Raw genomic sequence first — 15,624 nt, forward strand, 5'->3', positions numbered from 1 at the left:
TGCGCTCGAGAGATTCTGTGCGCATGATGGACTCGCCGACTGGAGCCTCGTGCCGAAACGTGGACGCCGGTCTTCGGCGGAAACGCGACAACAACCCACGGCATCGGGCCCGAACCCGAATTCGGGTCCGGCGCTGCAAACGGCCCCGGAGACCGGCGTGACGATTTCGCATTTCTTTCGATCGGCGCTCGGCGCCAGCCTTTTCCTTACAGCCGGCCTGACGCCTTCCCTGGCAGCCGCGGCCAGCGCCAGGACGGCGATCAATTACGGTGTCACCCTTGCCGGCTTCCCCATCGGCACGGCGAATCTCGCCATCAATCTGAGCGACGGCGGCCCCTACAAGATCGACGCCTCCGCCAAGGTGGGTGGCCTGATCCGGCTGATCAGCGACGGGCGCGGCTCGGCTTCCTCATCGGGAAAGCTCGGCTCCAGCCAGGTCCGCCCGACGGCCTATACCCTCACCTCGGTGGCGGGCAAGAAGCCGCAATCGGTGCAGATGGCTCTCGCCGGCGGCAATGTCACCGCCCTGCAATTGCAGCCCGACCTGCCGCCGCGCAAGGATCGCGTGCCGCTCACGGACGCCAACAAGCACGGCGTGATCGACCCGCTTTCGGCCGTGCTGGTACCCGTGACCGGCGGCCAGGCCCTCGATGCCTCGGCATGCCGACGTTCACTCCCGGTGTTCGACGGAGCGCAGCGTTTCGACATCAAGCTGTCCTATGCCCGTACCGAGCAGGTCAGCGGCAAGGGCTACGCTGGCCCCGCCATCGTCTGTTCGGCGCGCTATGTGCCGATCGCCGGCCACCGGCCTTCGCGCTCCCAGACCAAATTCATGGTCGAGAACCGCGACATCGAACTATGGCTTGCACCGATCGGCGAGACGCATGTACTCGCGCCGTTCAAGATCATCATCGGTACCCAGATTGGACGCCTGACCCTCACCGCCTCTCGTTTTTGCGGCGATGCAGATTGAGCCGGATGGGGCTGTGCCAAAACGAAACATCGAGGTTAAACCTGATGTCGGCCCGTTTCGGCACTGGCCTATTTCAATCATCCCTAAGGATCGGGATTTCATCGTCCTTAGCCGACTATCGACTGATCCGCGTCGGCCCGATGACGAGCCGTTTCCTGTCTGGGATCGGCATCTTCTCTAAACATTCGAGGCAGAACTGCCGCGTATAGCGATGTGCTTCCCCTTCCAAACCCATTAACGCCCCTCGGCCAGGCAGTCGTTCGACCGATCTGAGCCGCCCGATTCGTCGGTGATTCGTTCAGGGTTTGGCTGCATTCCTCGCCCTGATTAACGAGAAGAGATCGGCTTTAAGTTGCCGGCTTAGTTTCTTGTTAGCCATGACTGCGGTGAGTGCAGACAGAAAACGCTCTTGAAGCCGCGATGCTCGAACTCGCTGTCCGTGCGCGGGTGCATCCAACGACTGCCAAATCAGCTTGGTTGGGACACCTCGATCCCAAGCCGTGATCCAGGCTCAGCCGTTCGCCTCTCGAACGGAGTTCGCCCGATTGTAGTCAGTCGATCTCGAAGACGCCCGTGACCGGCACGTGGTCCGAAGGCTTTTCCCAGCCACGGGCTTCGCTGAGAATCTCGATCGACCGGGCCGTGCCGGTCAGGCTCGGGCTCGCCCAGATATGATCGAGCCGCCGGCCGCGATTGGAGGCAATCCAGTCGGCCGCGCGATAGCTCCACCACGTATAGAGTTTGGCCGGCTCGGGCGTGAACTCGCGCATCAGGTCGATCCAGCCGCCAACGGCGATCATCGCCTTCATCGCCTCGGTTTCCACTGGCGTATGCGAGACGACGTCGAGCAGCTGCTTGTGGCTCCAGACATCATGCTCGAAAGGCGCGATGTTGAGGTCTCCCACCAGCAGGGCACGACCATTGGCTTGCGGAAAATCACCGGCAAACCACTCATGCATCTCCGCGAGAAAATCGAGCTTGTGGCCGAATTTCGGATTGAGCTCGCGGTCGGGAATGTCCCCGCCCGCCGGAACGTAGAAGTTGTGAACGGTGAGCGGCTGCTTCAGTCCGGCTTCAGCCCCAAGGCGGATCGAAATATGGCGGGCGTCGCCCTTCTGGCAGAACTCACGCTTGTCGACCATCTCGAAGGGCAAGCGCGAAAAGATCGCTACGCCGTGATAGCCCTTCTGCCCATTGAAGGCGATATGCTCGAAACCGAGCTTACGCACATCGTTGAGGGGAAACTTGCCATCCTCGACCTTGGTTTCCTGCAGGCAGAGGATGTCCGGGTTTTTCTCCTTCACCAAGCGCTCGACCAGCCCCATGCGCAGACGAACCGAATTGATATTCCAGGTGGTGAGGGTGATCTGCATGGAAAAAACACTCGGGTGAGGGTGGGCCGCCACGCCCGGCGTGGCATGTCTGTTTGGGGGAATAACCGCCGGGTAGGCAGCGTCTCCGGGTTGACCGAAGCCGATCATGGCGGACCCATCTCCTCGCTAGGTCTGAGGATCGGTCCGGCTGCGACCAGAAAGAAGTTGGCAGCTACGGCCCTCGATCCGATTCCGAAAACCGATCGGACCATAGGCTTTGCTATCTTGTCGTTTTTCCGAAAGCAGGATGAGCTTCCGGCCGGGACGGGCTAGCCACGCAAACGGCGGCAGAGATCGTCGAGTTGCTCAAGCGATTTGTAGCGAATCTTCAACTCGCCTCCATCGCCGCGATGATCGAGCACGACCTTGAGACCGAGCACGTCCGAGATCGTCCGCTCCAGCGCAATCGTATCGGGGTCCTTCTCGACGCGGCTGCGCGCCCGCAAGGTCTTGCCGGCACTTTGCGACTGGTCCTGCACGATGCTCTCGGCATCGCGCACCGACATGTTCTCGTCGATGATCAGTCGGGCCACGCTTTCGGGATCGGAGACCGACAGGAGGGCACGGGCATGCCCGGCTGTCAGTTTGCCGCTTACGACATTGACCTTGATCGCATCGGGAAGCTTGAGCAGACGAAGCGTGTTTGCCACATGGCTACGGCTCTTGCCGATGACCTTGGCAAGATCATTCTGGGAATAGGAGAATTCCTCGATCAGACGATCATAGCCAATCGCCTCTTCGATAGCGTTGAGGTCGGCACGCTGGACGTTCTCGATGATCGCAAGTTCGAGCGCTTCCTTATCCGAAGCTTCGACAATCGTTACGGGTACATCATGAAGTTCGGCCCGCTGCGCAGCACGCCAGCGCCGTTCGCCCGCGATGATCTCATAGGCATCCATGCTGCCGGCAACAGCGCGAACCAGGATCGGCTGAATGATGCCTTTCTCGCGAACAGAATTGGCGAGATCCTCGAGTTCTTCCTCGCTGAAATTCTGCCGTGGATTCTTGGGGTTAGGCCGCAGGAAGCCCGTCGGCACCCGGCGTTGGCCGCGGGCCCGTTCAATCGCCGCCCCCTCCTCGCCAGCGTCGCCGATCAAGGCGGCCAGGCCGCGCCCCAGGCGCGGACGCATTCTATCATCAGAAGTCATGATCGCTCCTTACGCAGCACGCAACAATTTCTCGCGCTGAATCACTTCGGAGGCGAGACGAACATAGGCCTGGCTACCTGGGCATTTGAGGTCATAGAGCAGCGAAGGCTTACCATAGGACGGCGCTTCCGAGACACGAACATTGCGCGGAATGACCGTCTGATAGACTTTCTCACCCAGGAAATCGCGCACATCCGCCATGACCTGCCCAGAGAGATTGTTCCGAGCATCATACATGGTCAGCACCACACCGTGAATGCTGAGATGGGGATTGAGCGAATTGCGCACCTGCTCCACCGTACGCAGCAGCTGCGACAACCCTTCCAGAGCAAAGAATTCACATTGCAGGGGCACCAGGACAGCATCTGCAGCTGCCATGGCATTCACCGTGAGAAGATTGAGTGAGGGCGGGCAGTCCACCAGGACATAGGAGCAGGGAAAATCACTCGACGAAGCCAAGGCGTGAATGGCCTTGCGCAGACGGAATGCGCGATCGCGCTCACCGGCGATTTCAAGCTCCACCCCGAGCAAATCCATATTGGAGGGCGCCAGATGCAGCCGTGGCACCACGGTTTCGACGATCGCAGCACGCAGATCGCAATCACCGACCATCACATCATAAGTGGTCCGCACGCGCTGCTTCATGCCGATACCGAGACCCGTAGAAGCATTGCCCTGGGGATCGAGATCGATGATCAGCACATCTTCGCCGATTGCGGCGAGGGCCGTGCCAAGATTGATGGCTGTCGTGGTCTTGCCAACCCCACCCTTCTGATTGGCAATAGCGAGAATACGCGGCAACGTCATGGCACCCATCTTTCCTGCAGCCCAAAGCGTGGAAACGGCATCTAAATGTCACCCGCCCAGGCGCTTTATCGCGGTTTTGATCGAAACAATCTGCCCGGTCGAGTCAGTAAGGCTCGGTATCAATTCCGCCTGGATATTCCAATATTTAGTTGCCTGGGTCAATTCCTGCCCTACATCTTGTCCCTTGAGAAACAGCGCCTGCGCGCCCGTTTTCAACAGCTCCTCGCTATAGTCGAGCAATTCTGGTAGCGATGCCAGAGCGCGCGCCGTGATCATATCCGCGCCGTCCGACCAGCCAGATACGAAATCTTCGATTCGAAGGGCATGCACTGTCGCGGGCGCGTTGGTTATGCGGGCCACTTCTCGCAGAAAGGAGGCCTTGCGTCCGTTCGACTCGACGAGATGCACTCGAAATCCCGGGATGGACTTGTTCGCTATTGCCAGGACCATGCCGGGAAAGCCGGCACCACTGCCGAGATCAACAACCGTCCTGGCATTGCCCAGCAGAGGAAGCAATTGAGCGCTGTCGGCTATATGCCGGGTCCAGACTTGCGAAAGGGTGGACGGCGCCACCAGATTCTTGACCCTCTGCCAGCGTTGCAGGGCATCGACATAGAGGTCAAAGTCTCCAACTGTTTCACGTGAAACAGGGAGGGATCGCAAGGCTGCTTGGCGGTCAGTGTCCAGAGTCATGCCCGGACCATGGCTGATCCGGCTTCTTGAGGCAAGCAAGACCTGGAGTAATCCAACGCTACGGCTAGCCCGAACCGTGTGGGTTTGAGAACGCTCGCTCGTCAGCCACCTGCCTCAACCCGGCTGCGCTCCCTCATACTTCGAGCGGTTCGATCGACGTTCTCGAAGCTATTCGATACGAGTCCGAATCGATCAAAGGATTGCTCTTGCCTGCTTGCGCTTGCGTAGCGCTGCCAGCAGAAGGGTGGTTGCCGCCGGCGTGATACCGTCGATCCGGCTCGCCTGGCCAATGGTCCGCGGTTGCACGCTGGCGAATTTCTGCCGGGTCTCGTTGGAAAAGCCAACGACAGCCTGAAAGTCAAAATCACTAGGAATTTCAATGTCTTCGTCACGGCGAAAGGCCGCCACATCCGCCTTCTGCCGCTCCAGATAAACAGCATATTTGGCTTCGATCTCGACCTGCTCCAGCACCGTCCCCTCAAACTCGGCCGCCTCAGGCCACAGCCGGGCCAGATCGGAGAAACCGACATTGGGATAGGCGAGGAGATCGAAGGCGGAGCGCCTGACGCCGTCGCGGTTGATATGGATGCCGGCAACCTCCGCCTGGTTCGGCGTCACCGAAACGGATCGGCTCCAGACCAGGGCCGCGTCGAAGGCGGCCTGCTTGGCCTTCCAGGCCCGTTGCCGCTCCGCTCCGACCAGGCCGAGGGCGAGGCCCCGGTCGGTCAGGCGCCGGTCGGCATTGTCGGCCCGCAGGGTCAGGCGATATTCGGCCCGCGAGGTGAACATGCGATAGGGCTCGCTGACGCCGCGGGTAACCAGGTCGTCGATCATCACGCCGATATAGGATTCGTCGCGGCGGAAGCTCACGCCTTCACCGCCAGCGGCTCGGTGGGCTGCATTCAGGCCAGCAACCAGGCCCTGCGCACCCGCTTCCTCATAGCCGGTGGTGCCATTGATCTGCCCGGCCAGGAACAGCCCACGTACCCGCCGCGCCTCCAGCGTGGCGTCGAGCTCGCGCGGATCGATATGGTCATACTCGATGGCATAGCCGGGTCGGATCATCCGAACCTTCTCCAGGCCGGGAATGGTCACCAGCATGGCCTGCTGCACATCCTCGGGCAGGGAGGTCGAGATACCGTTCGGGTAGACGGTATGATCGTTCAAGCCTTCCGGCTCCAGGAAGATCTGGTGGCCGTCCCGCTCGCCAAAGCGTACCACCTTGTCCTCGATCGACGGGCAATAGCGCGGGCCCCGGCTTTCAATCTGCCCCGAATAGATTGGAGCCCGGTGGATGTTGTCCTGGATGACCTTGTGGGTCTGCGGCGTGGTGCGGGTGATGCCACAGGAAACCTGCGGATTGGGCAGCTGTGTGGTCAAGGTCGAAAAGGGTTCCGGCGGCTCGTCGCCGGGCTGCATCTCAAGCGAAGCCCAGTCGATGGTTCGGCCATCGAGACGGGCCGGCGTGCCCGTCTTCAGCCGTCCCAGCTCGAAACCGATACGGGCAAGGGTCCGGGAAAGGCCGAGTGCCGGAGCCTCGCCGACACGGCCCGCCGCAATCCTGGTATCGCCGATATGGATGATGCCGCTCAAAAAGGTTCCCGTGGTCAGGACAACCGATCCGCATCCGAATCGATCACCCTTCGTGGTCGTGACAGCCCGGACCTGACCATCCATGATTTCGATATCATCGACTTCCGCCTCGATCACGGTCAGATCGGCCTGCTCGGCAATCGCCGCCTGCATGGCGGCCGCGTAAAGGGCTCGGTCCGCCTGTGCCCGCGGCCCGCGCACGGCGGGTCCCTTGCGGCGGTTGAGCACGCGGAACTGTATGCCGCCCTGATCGGCGACCCGTCCCATCAAACCATCGAGCGCGTCTATCTCGCGTACGAGATGTCCCTTGCCGAGCCCGCCGATCGCGGGGTTGCAGGACATGGTGCCGATGGTCTCGGCTCGATGGGTGATGAGAGCCGTCCGGGCGCCAAGCCGTGCAGCGGCCGCCGCCGCCTCGCAGCCGGCATGGCCGCCACCCACCACGATCACATCGAATTGCCGGTTCATCATCGAATCCATTCGCCCGCCATCCGCGGCTTCGAACGCCCATTCGTCATTGCAAACGCAACCATACGGATCCAGGCATTGAACCCAGGATCGTCCGGCTGCGCTGACAGTGACGGCGCAAATATCCGTGTTTCGTTGCAGCTCTTACGCCGAAGCAGCCTCTGCGTCAAAACCAGCGTGAGATCGAGAACCCGAAGAACCGAGACCGACCCAAACATAGCGGCATTTCCGGATGCCTCGTTCCCACCTACTTGCCGATGCAGAATTCCCGGAAGATCACGTCATAGATCTCGTCGATGTCGACCCTGCCCGTCAGCCGGCCGATGGCCCGCACGGCCAGGCGCAGATCCTCGGCGACGAATTCCACCGGCGTTGCCTCATCCGCCGCCCGCACCGTGGCCAGGTGCGCCGTCACGGTCTCGAGTTCCCGGCGATGGCGCTCCCGCGTCACCAGGGCGGTCTCGCCACTCTCCAGCGCCTTTCTGGCCGCCTGTTCGAGCCGCCCGAGCAAGGCGGGCATGCCTGCGCCACTGCGGGCCGACAGGCCGAGCTCGAAGCCCGCAGGCAGAGTGTGGGGCGGGGGGTCTTGGCTATCGTCCTGCTTGGTGAGAACACGCAGGAGGGGAGCGGGCAGCTCGGGCGGATCGGCACGAGCATCGCCGGCCTCCAGCCAGATCACCAGATCGGCACGGTCCAAGCTCGCCCGAGCCCGCTCCACGCCGATAGCCTCGACCACGTCGTTCGTCTCGCGCAGGCCGGCCGTGTCGATCAGGGTCACCGGATAGCCGCCAAGATCGAGATGGACCTCCAGCGTATCGCGGGTGGTGCCGGCAATGGGAGAGACGATGGCGACATCCCGCCGGGCCAGAGCATTGAGCAGCGTGGATTTGCCGGCATTGGGCGGGCCCGCAATCACCATTACCGCACCCTCGCGCAATCGCTCGCCGCTGCGCGCGCCTCGCAAGGCCATCTCGATCTCCGCCAGCAAGGCCTCAGCCCCGGACCGGACCGAGTGGAACAGGGCAGGGACGTCCTCTTCGTCCGGAAAGTCGATCTCGGCTTCCATCAAAGCCAACAGGCCGGCAAGGCGCTGCCGCCAAGCCATGGCCGCCCGCTCCAGCGCGCCACCCGCCTGGCGCAAGGCCTGGCGCCGCTGGCTTGATGTCTCGGCCTCGACCAGGCTGGCGATACCCTCCGCCGAGGTCAGATCCATCCGGCCATTGGCGACGGCCCGCCGGGTAAACTCACCCCGCTCGGCCAGGCGAAAGCCCGGCAGGGCGGTCAGGGCCGCGATCACCCCGGCAATGATGGCCCGGCCGCCATGCACCTGCAATTCGGCGACATCCTCGCCCGTGAAGCTGGCCGGGCCCGGAAAGAACAGCACCAGCGCTTCGTCGAGCACCTCGTCGTTGCCGGGATCCTTCAGACGCCGCAACGCGGCACGGCGCGGCTGCGGCACACTTCCGGCAATCGTTTCCAATCCGAATCGAACCGAGGGACCGGACAGCCGGATCACGGCAACACCGGCACGGCCGACACCCGAGGCGAGCGCGACGATGGTCTCAGCCATGAGCGAACACTCCGCCCGCCCGGACAGATCCCGCCCTTGATGACACCGAAGCGCTTTCACTTCCCGGCCGGCGACCCCATACTCTCTTCTCGAAGGAGAGGCTGCCATCATGTCCACCGCGCTGCAAAACAACCTCGCTCATGAAACCAGCCCCTATCTGATCCAGCATGCCGGCAATCCGGTGCATTGGCAGCCCTGGGGCGAAGAGGCCCTGGCGCTTGCCCGGGCCCAGAACAAACCGATCCTGCTCTCCGTCGGCTACGCCGCCTGCCATTGGTGCCACGTCATGGCCCATGAGAGCTTCGAGAATCCCGACATCGCCGCCGTCATGAACGAGCTTTTCATCAACATCAAGGTGGATCGCGAGGAAAGGCCCGATATCGACCAGATCTACATGACGGCTCTTCACGCTCTCGGGGAGCAGGGCGGCTGGCCTCTCACCATGTTTCTCACACCCGGTGGCGAACCCTTCTGGGGGGGCACCTATTTCCCGCCTGAATCGCGCTATGGCCGTCCTGGCTTCGTCGACGTGCTCCGGGCCATAGCCAAGGCCTACCACACCGATTTCGAGCGGGTCGGCCGCAATCGCCAGGCACTGCTTGGCGTGCTCAACCGCATCCCCCAGCGTGGCGATCGCGCCTTCGGTGCCGACGGCCTCGCCCAGGCGATCGCTGCCTTGGCCGGCATCACCGATCCCGTCAATGGCGGCACCAAGGGTGCGCCGAAATTTCCGAACGCATCCTATCTCGAATTGCTCTGGCGCGGCGGACCGGGCAGCGAAGCCCGCAAGCTGATGCTGCTGACGCTGGAGCGCATCTGCCAGGGCGGCATCCGCGATCATGTCGGCGGCGGCTTTGCGCGCTACAGCGTCGATGAGTATTGGCTGGTGCCGCATTTCGAGAAGATGCTCTATGACAACGCCCAATTACTCGAATTGCTGGCGCTGGCCTGGCAGGAGACCAAACGCGATCTCTATCGCCAGGCGGCCATCGAACTGGTCGAATGGCTGCAGCGCGAGATGCTGGCGGGAGACGGACAAATCTCGAACAGCGTGGCTTTTGCCGCTTCTCTCGATGCCGATTCGGAGGGGCATGAAGGCCGCTTCTATGTCTGGAAACCGCATGAACTCGTCGAGATCCTCGGTGTCGATGATGCCGAATTCGTGGCCCACACCTTCGACATCGCCGACGGAGGCAATTGGGAAGGCCAGTCCATTCCCAATCGTCTCGGCAAGGACGACCTCGAGCCGGCGCTCGAAATAGGCTGGCAGGATCTGCGGCCCAGGCTGATTGCTGAGCGGGCCAAGCGCGTCGCGCCAGCCCGCGACGACAAGGTCCTGGCCGACTGGAACGGTCTCGCCATTGCAGCGCTTGCCCGTGCTTCCGTCATATTCGACAGGCCGGACTGGCTCGCTCTTGCCCAGGCAGCCTTTCGTTTCGTCGCCGAATCCATGGCCGACGGGCCGCGCCTCGGCCATTCCTGGCGCGAGGGCCGGCTGCTCAAGCCGGGCCTAGCCAGTGATCTCGCAGCCATGATCAGGGCGGCGCTGGCCCTGCACGAGGCCGGAGCGGGGCAGGCCTATCTCGATCGGGCCCTTGGCTGGGCAGAGGCGATCGAACGCGACTATGCCGATGCCGAGGGCGGGGGATATTTCCTCACCGCAGAGGACGCTGCGGCGCTGATCACCCGGCCGCGCTCCACCCTCGACGATGCCGTTCCCAACGCCAACGGCATCATGGCGGACAATCTGGTCCGTCTCGCCGCCCTCACCGGTGAGCAACGCTGGCTACAGCGCGGCGACGAGATGTTCACGGCATTGTCGCCGGCAATGGCCGGCAATGTCTTCGGCCACGCCTCCCTGCTCAATGCCCTCGACCTCAGGCTCCATGGCCTGGAAATCGTGGTGCTGGGCAGCGGGGCGGCGGCCGATCAGCTTTACCGCTCTGCGCTCGATCAACCCTTTCCGAGCCGGACCATCCTGCGGGCAGCGCGGATTGAGGAACTGCCAGCGGGGCATGCCGTGCGCCAGGCCGATGCCGGTGGCGGGCCGGCCGCCTTCGTCTGCTCGGGGCAACGCTGCTCACTTCCTGTCGGGGATCCAGCGGCGCTCGCCGAGACGATCCGGTCCATGCGGGGCGCCTAGGCAAAGCAAGCACCGCCTGTTTCACGTGAATCACCGGCAGCCTGTTTCACGTGAATCAGGTGGGAAGGCCATGCGGTTCAACCTAAGCGACGTCGAAGTTCGCACGGCCTCTATCGAGGCGTTCCCCCTACAGGAGAGCGGTTTGGGGTCGGAGGGTGATTCACGTGAAACAGGGTTAATTGTATCCGGTACTTCCTGCCGCCGTTCATACCGATTGGCCCTGGAGGCAATGTCTACCTTCGCATGGGAACCAGAATCGCCCCTTCTTGCTCGCAACCGGTCCATTCCGTTTCCGAATCGGTGCCGGACGCAAAACGGCCCGGCATTACTGCCGGGCCGTCTGGAACGATCTGGGCGGATGCCTCAGGTGTTCATCGAGTCGAAGAAGTCCGCATTGACCTTGGTCTGCCGGAGCTTGTCGAGCAGGAACTCGATGGCGTCGACCGTGCCCATCGGGTTGAGGATGCGGCGCAGCACATACATCTTCTTGAGAATGTCGTTCGCCACCAGCAGCTCTTCCTTGCGGGTGCCCGAGCGAGTGATGTCGATCGCCGGGAAGACACGCTTGTCGGAAACCTTGCGGTCGAGGATGATTTCGGAGTTGCCGGTGCCCTTGAACTCTTCGAAGATGACTTCGTCCATGCGCGAGCCGGTCTCGATCAGCGCCGTCGCAATGATGGTCAGCGAGCCGCCCTCTTCGATGTTACGGGCCGCGCCGAAGAAGCGCTTGGGACGCTGCAGGGCGTTGGCGTCGACACCGCCGGTCAGCACCTTGCCGGAGGACGGCACCACGGTGTTGTAGGCGCGGCCGAGGCGGGTGATCGAATCGAGCAGGATGACCACGTCGCGGCCATGCTCGACCAAGCGCTTGGCCTTCTCGATCACCATTTCCGAAACCTGGACGTGGCGGCCAGCCGGTTCGTCGAAGGTGGAGGAGATCACCTCACCCTTCACCGAACGCTGCATGTCGGTGACTTCTTCCGGACGCTCGTCGATCAGAAGCACGATCAGGTAGCATTCGGGATGGTTGGCGGTGATCGACTGGGCGATGTTCTGCAGCAGCACCGTCTTACCGGTACGCGGCGGCGCCACGATCAGGGCGCGCTGGCCCTTGCCGATCGGCGAGACGATGTCGATGACGCGCGAGGAATAATCCTTCTTGGTGGCGTCGCCGATTTCGAGCTTCAGCCGCTGGTTGGGATAGAGCGGCGTGAGGTTGTCGAAATTGATCTTGTGCTTGGTCTTGTCCGGATCTTCGAAATTGATCGTGTTGACCTTGAGCAGGGCGAAATAGCGCTCGCCATCCTTGGGAGAGCGGATGATGCCCTCGACCGTATCGCCGGTGCGCAGGCCGAATTTGCGGATCTGCGAGGGTGACACATAGATGTCGTCAGGGCCGGGCAGATAATTGGCCTCGGGCGAGCGCAGGAAGGCGAAGCCGTCCTGCAGCACCTCGACGACACCTTCGCCGACGATCTCGACCTCGCGATTGGCGAGCTGCTTGAGCACGGCGAACATGAGTTCCTGCTTGCGCATCGAGGAGGCGTTCTCGACCTCGAGTTCCTCCGCGAAGGCAAGCATTTCGATTGGGGTTTTGGATTTGAGATCCTGAAGTTTGATTTCCCGCATGGGGGTCCTTGTTGGGGGATGGATTCGTTGGATCACGCGCATCAAAGAAGCGCGAATAAGAAGATTCTCGGGGGGAACAGGTCTTGTTATCGCCAGACTTAGTCTTGCGTCAGCGCCGTGGCCGGGTTCGACACCCATACCCTCAAGACGCCAGCCTGCAATGGAAGGAGAAAGGCTTTATACAGCCGGCCCTGCGCCTGGGCAAGCGGGCGGACCGGCCAAATGTCGAAAAAGCGTGAAATCCTCAGAAGGGCTTCACCACGACCAGGATGACGATCAGGATCATCAGAACGGTAGGAATTTCGTTGATCATCCGGAAGAATTTCGCCGGGCGGACATTGCGGTCCTCGGCGAATTCCCGCGTCAGCTTCGAAAACCAGCCATGCACGCCCGAAAGCAGCAGCACAGCCAAGAATTTCGCATGGAACCAGGGCTGGCTGTAGAAGCCAGACGACCACACCAGCAGCAGGCCGAAAATCCAGGTTGCGCCCATGGCCGGGTTGATGATGGCCTTCAGGAGGCGGCGTTCCATCACCTTGAAGGTTTCGCTCTGGATCGAGCCCTTGGCGGCTTCGGCGTGATAGACGAACAGGCGCGGCAGATAGAGCATGCCCGCCATCCAGGCGATCACGGCGATGATGTGCCCCGCCTTTACGAGATCATAGGCCGTGCCGCCATATTCCATCACGTCGTTCCTGCATTTGGTGGGTGCCGCCCCTTCTCCTCGTCAGCGAGAAGGCTGCTTTTCCGGCACCGATTGTCACCAGTCTAACAACCCTAGCCCCTGATTCGCTTCAGCATCTGCTCGACATGGGCGATCGGCGTCTGCGGCACGATGCCGTGGCCCAGATTGAAGATGAAGGGCTTGCCGGAGAGGTTCTCGAGAATGCGGTCGAGCGCCCGGTTCAGGGGATCGCCGCCCGCCACCAGCGCCAGGGGGTCGAGATTGCCCTGTACCGGCTTCAGCGGCTGGACTTCCTGTGCCGCCCAGGCTGGATCGACTGCCCAATCGAGCCCGATGGCATCGACCGCCACATCCTGCGCATAATCGCGATAGAAGGAACCCGCGCCACGCGGAAAGCCGATGATGCGCGCTCCGGGACGGCGCGCCCTGACGCCCTCGACGATGCGCTTGGCAGGTTCGATAGCCCAGCGCTCGAATTCGTCCGGCGGAAGGATGCCCGCCCAGCTGTCGAATATCTGGACAGCGTCGACGCCATTTTCAAGCTGAGCCGCCAAATAATCGATCGAAGCCGCCACCAGTCGGTCGATCAGGGCGGCGAAGAAGACCGGATCCTGATAAGCGGCGAGGCGTGCGGGCAGCTGGTCCTTCACCCCGCGTCCGGCGATCATATAGGTCGCCACTGTCCAGGGCGCCCCGCAAAAGCCGAGGAAGGTCACATTGACCGGCAGCGTCGCCTTGACCTGGCGGATGGTCTCGAACACAGGCGCCAGATGATCGAGATCGACCTGGCTCTTGAGACCCGCCAGGCCGGCAAGGTCCGTGACCGGCTCCAGCCGCGGGCCCTCGCCCTCCTCGAACCAGACTTTCTGTCCCAAGGCATCGGGCACCACCAGAATGTCCGAGAACAGGATGGCAGCATCGAAGCCGAAGCGCCTGATCGGCTGCAAGGTCGCCTCGATGGCGAGATCGGGCGTGTAGCAGAAGTTCAGAAAGCCCGAAGCCTTGGTCCTGATCGCCCGATATTCCGGCAGATAGCGTCCCGCCTGGCGCATCAGCCAGATTGGCGGCACCGGCTGAGCCTTGCCGGCGAGGACATCGAGGAGAGCTTTGGTCATATGGGTCAGGCTTTCTCGGCAATACGAAGCAGGGGCGATGGATCGAACCGGGTGCTTCGGCCGGTTGGCCCCGCTGGAAGATTGAGACGTCGCTGGACTATCGCATCCATTCTTGAGGGCGTTCGGAAATCCAGCTCGGCGACAGGGTTCGCCCGATCCGACCTACCGCCAGAAAAAATGAAAAAGAGAGATATGAATCTTCATTCTCTTTCTTCTTAACGCCTCGTTTACCGTGCTTCCTTGCCGTCCACAATCTATTCACAGGCGGCAGGCAAGCGTCGTAGAAAATTCAGTGCGAAAAATCGGAAGAAAGCCGCGCGGATTCCAGCCGTTGAATCAAGGCGGTGGCGGCAAGCTCGGGGGGAGGGCGCCGAGTCTCACTTAGCGCCTTATGAGTCTTTTGCAGCCGAGCACGCGGAATCCCATCCCAAGCGATCAGCCTGTTGATGAAAGATCGAGTTCTTCCACAGCCTCTCTTAAGAAGGGGTTAAGGCCCTTCAGCTGTCCCCACTTGTCCACAAGGCCATCCCGCGCTACGTCCTGTCATGGCCACAAGAAGCTTCTTCCATCTTCACCTGGTTTCGGACTCCACCGGCGAGACTTTGATCATGGCCGGGCGAGCCGTCGCCGCCCAGTATCCGGCAGTCTCGGCGCTCGAGCATATCTACCCGCTGGTACGCAGCGAGCGCGATCTCGACCGCACCATCGCCGAGATCGAAGCCAATCCGGGCGTGGTGCTCTATACTCTGGTCGAACCGGAACTGGCGGAGCGGCTGGAGCGCAGCTGCCGCGAGATGGGCGCTCCGGTATTATCGGTGCTGCAGCCGATCTTCGATCTGTTCAAATCCTATCTCGGCACCGAGGTGATGGTGAAGCCCGGCGCCCAGCATGTGCTGAATGCCGATTATTTCCGCCGCATCGACGCGCTCAACTACACGATGATGCATGATGACGGCCTGATGCCGACCGATTACGAGGAAGCCGACGTGCTGCTCCTCGGCGTCAGCAGAACCTCCAAGACGCCGACCTCGATCTATCTGGCTCATCGCGGTGTCAAGACCGCCAATATTCCACTGGTTCCCGGCGTGCCGCTGCCGCCGGAAGTCGAGCATCTGAAGAATCCGCTGATCGTTGGCCTGTTCGCCTCGCCCGAGCGCATCGTGCAGATCCGCGAGAACCGTGTGCTGACCCTCAGCCCGCATCACGAAGTGGATACCTATACCGACCGCATGGCGGTGGCCGAGGAGATCGCCCAGTCCCGGCGCCTGTTCTCTCAGCGCGGCTGGCCGATGATCGACGTCACCCGCCGTTCGATCGAGGAAACCGCGGCGGCCATCCAGGGCCTGCTGCGCGCCCATCGCCGCGCCCGCATCGTGGAGACGTAAGGGCAGCTGCTGTCGTTCATGCTGTAGCGCCGGATACAACGC

The 15,624-nt window shown here is 62.1% G+C and carries 12 protein-coding genes; 3 read left to right on the top strand and 9 right to left on the bottom strand.

All coding sequences use genetic code 11. From position 1 onward, the window contains the following. The first annotated feature begins 157 nt into the window (after nt 1-157). Nucleotides 158-973, top strand: coding sequence for a DUF3108 domain-containing protein (locus tag ACIGJE_RS03635; protein WP_483679345.1), 816 nt, complete (start codon nt 158-160; stop codon nt 971-973). Between the two features lie 551 nt (nt 974-1,524). Here ACIGJE_RS03635 and xth read toward each other — a convergent pair. From xth to mnmE, 6 genes are all read right to left on the bottom strand, one after another. After that, complete coding sequence (xth, locus tag ACIGJE_RS03640) at nt 1,525-2,346, bottom strand: exodeoxyribonuclease III (RefSeq protein WP_483679346.1); 822 nt, start codon at nt 2,344-2,346, stop codon at nt 1,525-1,527. Nucleotides 2,347-2,615: 269 nt separating this feature from the next. Then, the gene (locus ACIGJE_RS03645; protein WP_311934051.1) at nt 2,616-3,494 is read right to left on the bottom strand and encodes a ParB/RepB/Spo0J family partition protein; all 879 of its coding nucleotides are present in this window, start codon (nt 3,492-3,494) and stop codon (nt 2,616-2,618) included. A 9-nt stretch (nt 3,495-3,503) separates the two neighbouring features. Beyond that, nucleotides 3,504-4,310: a ParA family protein gene (locus ACIGJE_RS03650; RefSeq protein ID WP_311934052.1), complete on the bottom strand. Its 807-nt coding sequence runs from the start codon at nt 4,308-4,310 to the stop codon at nt 3,504-3,506. 39 nt (nt 4,311-4,349) lie between these two features. Continuing rightward, nucleotides 4,350-4,994 carry a 16S rRNA (guanine(527)-N(7))-methyltransferase RsmG gene (gene rsmG, locus ACIGJE_RS03655; RefSeq protein WP_367623534.1) on the bottom strand — a complete coding sequence of 215 codons (645 nt, stop codon included), beginning with the start codon at nt 4,992-4,994 and terminating at the stop codon, nt 4,350-4,352. 192 nt (nt 4,995-5,186) lie between these two features. Beyond that, a complete protein-coding gene (gene mnmG / locus ACIGJE_RS03660; RefSeq protein WP_415082051.1) occupies nt 5,187-7,055 on the bottom strand; it encodes a tRNA uridine-5-carboxymethylaminomethyl(34) synthesis enzyme MnmG in 1,869 nt (622 codons plus the stop codon). A gap of 247 nt (nt 7,056-7,302) precedes the next feature. Continuing rightward, nucleotides 7,303-8,625, bottom strand: coding sequence for a tRNA uridine-5-carboxymethylaminomethyl(34) synthesis GTPase MnmE (gene mnmE / locus ACIGJE_RS03665; protein WP_415081910.1), 1,323 nt, complete (start codon nt 8,623-8,625; stop codon nt 7,303-7,305). A gap of 109 nt (nt 8,626-8,734) precedes the next feature. Here mnmE and ACIGJE_RS03670 point away from each other — a divergent pair, with 109 nt between their 5' ends. Next, nucleotides 8,735-10,768, top strand: a complete 2,034-nt coding sequence (locus ACIGJE_RS03670) for a thioredoxin domain-containing protein (protein ID WP_415081908.1) — start codon at nt 8,735-8,737, stop codon at nt 10,766-10,768. Between the two features lie 363 nt (nt 10,769-11,131). On the opposite strand, the gene rho is transcribed toward ACIGJE_RS03670, so the two are convergent. The 3 genes from rho to hemE all read right to left on the bottom strand — a co-directional run bounded on the left by rho (nt 11,132) and on the right by hemE (nt 14,197). Beyond that, nucleotides 11,132-12,397, bottom strand: coding sequence for a transcription termination factor Rho (rho, locus tag ACIGJE_RS03675; protein ID WP_311934057.1), 1,266 nt, complete (start codon nt 12,395-12,397; stop codon nt 11,132-11,134). A 244-nt stretch (nt 12,398-12,641) separates the two neighbouring features. Continuing rightward, nucleotides 12,642-13,082: a protoporphyrinogen oxidase HemJ gene (hemJ, locus tag ACIGJE_RS03680; RefSeq protein WP_311934058.1), complete on the bottom strand. Its 441-nt coding sequence runs from the start codon at nt 13,080-13,082 to the stop codon at nt 12,642-12,644. A 92-nt stretch (nt 13,083-13,174) separates the two neighbouring features. After that, nucleotides 13,175-14,197, bottom strand: coding sequence for a uroporphyrinogen decarboxylase (gene hemE / locus ACIGJE_RS03685; protein ID WP_415081905.1), 1,023 nt, complete (start codon nt 14,195-14,197; stop codon nt 13,175-13,177). 545 nt (nt 14,198-14,742) lie between these two features. On the opposite strand from hemE, the gene ACIGJE_RS03690 reads away from it, so the two are divergent. After that, nucleotides 14,743-15,582, top strand: a complete 840-nt coding sequence (locus ACIGJE_RS03690; protein WP_311934060.1) for a pyruvate, water dikinase regulatory protein — start codon at nt 14,743-14,745, stop codon at nt 15,580-15,582. Nucleotides 15,583-15,624 lie beyond the last annotated feature (42 nt).

Source organism: Labrys sp. E2SS-1L (assembly GCF_057073705.1).

Bases quoted from the DNA above. Each gene is read 5' to 3' on its own strand.
- xth (WP_483679346.1), bottom strand. From the start codon at position 2,346: ATGCAGATCACCCTCACCACCTGGAATATCAATTCGGTTCGTCTGCGC.
- ACIGJE_RS03645 (WP_311934051.1), bottom strand. From the start codon at position 3,494: ATGACTTCTGATGATAGAATGCGTCCGCGCCTGGGGCGCGGCCTGGCC.
- ACIGJE_RS03650 (WP_311934052.1), bottom strand. From the start codon at position 4,310: ATGGGTGCCATGACGTTGCCGCGTATTCTCGCTATTGCCAATCAGAAG.
- rsmG (WP_367623534.1), bottom strand. From the start codon at position 4,994: ATGACTCTGGACACTGACCGCCAAGCAGCCTTGCGATCCCTCCCTGTT.
- mnmG (WP_415082051.1), bottom strand. From the start codon at position 7,055: ATGAACCGGCAATTCGATGTGATCGTGGTGGGTGGCGGCCATGCCGGC.
- mnmE (WP_415081910.1), bottom strand. From the start codon at position 8,625: ATGGCTGAGACCATCGTCGCGCTCGCCTCGGGTGTCGGCCGTGCCGGT.
- ACIGJE_RS03670 (WP_415081908.1), top strand. From the start codon at position 8,735: ATGTCCACCGCGCTGCAAAACAACCTCGCTCATGAAACCAGCCCCTAT.
- rho (WP_311934057.1), bottom strand. From the start codon at position 12,397: ATGCGGGAAATCAAACTTCAGGATCTCAAATCCAAAACCCCAATCGAA.
- hemJ (WP_311934058.1), bottom strand. From the start codon at position 13,082: ATGGAATATGGCGGCACGGCCTATGATCTCGTAAAGGCGGGGCACATC.
- hemE (WP_415081905.1), bottom strand. From the start codon at position 14,197: ATGACCAAAGCTCTCCTCGATGTCCTCGCCGGCAAGGCTCAGCCGGTG.
- ACIGJE_RS03690 (WP_311934060.1), top strand. From the start codon at position 14,743: ATGGCCACAAGAAGCTTCTTCCATCTTCACCTGGTTTCGGACTCCACC.